The sequence below is a fragment of the Streptomyces chisholmiae genome (genome assembly GCF_031845445.1).
Taxonomy (GTDB): domain Bacteria; phylum Actinomycetota; class Actinomycetes; order Streptomycetales; family Streptomycetaceae; genus Streptomyces; species Streptomyces chisholmiae.
This window is the reverse complement of sequence record NZ_JAVREO010000325.1, coordinates 1-255: the sequence shown is the minus strand read 5'-3', so window position 1 is coordinate 255 and position 255 is coordinate 1. Positions and strand designations below refer to the sequence as shown.

The 255-nt window shown below is 64.3% G+C and carries 1 protein-coding gene; it reads right to left on the bottom strand.

Annotated features, from left to right (window positions below; genetic code table 11):
* Positions 1 to 255 (bottom strand): IS200/IS605 family transposase (gene tnpA / locus RM844_RS33410; protein WP_311671165.1); only part of this gene is annotated, 255 nt, incomplete at both ends.

Sequence of the window (255 nt, the reverse complement as noted above, 5' to 3'; positions counted from 1 at the left end):
TGATGTACTTCTCGACCGTGGCTGCCGATACCGCTCCGACCGAGGCCGCGAAGTACGACGACGACCACAGCGTGGGCATCCGCGACTTCAGGTGCGGGAACTCCTCGCGCAGCACGCGGGACGTGAAGCCCTTGAACTGGTTCGCCACGTATGAGGCCGACGACTTCGGGTCGTGCTTCACGAACAAGTGCACCTGGTCGGGCATCACCTCAAGGGCGATGACCTCCCACCCGCGTTCGTCGGCCTTCTGCCGGA